This is a genomic window from Pedobacter ginsengiterrae (genome assembly GCF_039537385.1).
In the GTDB taxonomy this organism is placed as follows: Bacteria; Bacteroidota; Bacteroidia; order Sphingobacteriales; family Sphingobacteriaceae; genus Pedobacter; species Pedobacter ginsengiterrae.
Genome location: NZ_BAABAK010000024.1, coordinates 1 through 1614, shown reverse-complemented (window position 1 = coordinate 1614; position 1614 = coordinate 1). Strand labels below are relative to the sequence as shown.

1 protein-coding gene is annotated in these 1614 nt (G+C 40.0%); it reads left to right on the top strand.

All coding sequences use genetic code 11. From position 1 onward, the window contains the following. Window positions 1–42: 42 nt before the first annotated feature. Complete coding sequence (locus ABD692_RS20875; RefSeq protein WP_344770104.1) at window positions 43–1500, top strand: IS1182 family transposase; 1458 nt, start codon at window positions 43–45, stop codon at window positions 1498–1500. Window positions 1501–1614 lie beyond the last annotated feature (114 nt).

Here is a 1614-nt window from a genome sequence, read left to right as displayed (position 1 = left end):
CCTTTTTTTGTATTTTAAAGGTGTACCATAACGGCTTTTAAAATGCTTCTTCAACAACAAAAAATCCAGTTTAGCGAATTTTCCCGGCTCTACGATCTGATTGTCCCTAAGGAGAATCTACTGCGCAAGATTAACGAGCTTATAGATTTTAGCTTCATCTATAAGGAGCTTTTGGATAAATATTGCCAGGACAATGGGCGTGTGGCAGAGAGTCCTGTGCGTATGTTCAAATATCTGCTTTTGAAAACGATATTTACCGTTTCGGATGTTGATGTTGTTGAGCGTTCCCGGTATGATATGTCTTTTAAATACTTTTTAGAGATGTACCCTGAAGAGGATGTGATCAATCCCAGTTCACTGACCAAGTTCCGAAAGCTTAGGCTGAAGGATATGGACCTGCTCAATTTACTTATTGGTAAAACCGTTTCTTTGGCTCTTGAAAAAGGTATTATCAAATCCAAATCTATCATTGTTGACGCGACGCATTCACTTTCCAGATCCAACCCATACTCCGCTCTTGAGGTACTTAGGCAACGTTCGAAGTTGCTGCGCAAGGCAGTGTATCTGATGGATGATGATTTCAGGAGTCAAATGCCGGAGAAAAACGATTCAAACGATATTCTAAAGGAAATTGAATACTGCAGGGAATTGCAAAAACTTATCGAGTCTGATCAGACATTAAGCGAAATACCAGCTGTAAAAGAGAAACTCAATCTTTTGAAAGAGACTGTAGAAGATACTCAGGAGAATTATACCCTATCAAGGGATATCGATGCGAGGGTGGGACACAAAACAGCTGACAGCAGTTTTTTTGGTTACAAAACCCATTTGGCAATGACTGAGGAACGAATCATTACCGCCGCGGTGGTAACTTCAGGAGAAAAAGGTGACGGTCCGGAGTTGCCAAATCTTTTGAAGATGAGCCAGGAGAATGGAATAGCAGTTGAAACAATAATAGGCGATTCAGCTTATTCCGGTAAGGAAAATCTAAGACTTAAAGGTGAGAATGATAAGAACATCAAAATCGTAGCAAAGCTGAACCCCTCGATAACACAGGGCTTTAGAAAAGAAGAGGACAGGTTCGATTATAATAAGGATGCTGACATGTTTGTTTGCCCCGCGGGACATCTAGCTATTAGAAAAGCAAGGCAGGGGAAAAAAGAGGATGGGATCAATCAGGTAGATACATATTATTTTGATGTTGAAAAATGCAAGGTTTGCCCATTGAGAGAAAATTGCTACAGGCCTGGCGCAAAAACTAAAAGCTATTCGGTATCCATAAAATCAGACTTGCACAAAGAGCAGATGATCTTTCAGGAGACTGAATATTACAAGGATCAAGCCCGGCACCGATACAAGATTGAAGCCAAAAACAGCGAGTTAAAAAACGTTCACGGATATGGACGGGCAATAGCCTATGGAATAGATGGTATGGAAATGCAGGGTGCACTTGCTATTTTCACTGTAAACCTGAAAAGAATCATCAAACTAGCTATCTAGAAGCAAAAATAGTGTCAAATAAAAATCCAAAGCTTCATATTCCCATATCATCACATAGAAGCAAACTCCCAGACCAAGGAACAAAACCCATTAAATAAAAAATCGATCAAGTGA

Coding starts and splice junctions, on each gene's coding strand:
- ABD692_RS20875 (WP_344770104.1), top strand. CDS start 43: ATGCTTCTTCAACAACAAAAAATCCAGTTTAGCGAATTTTCCCGGCTC.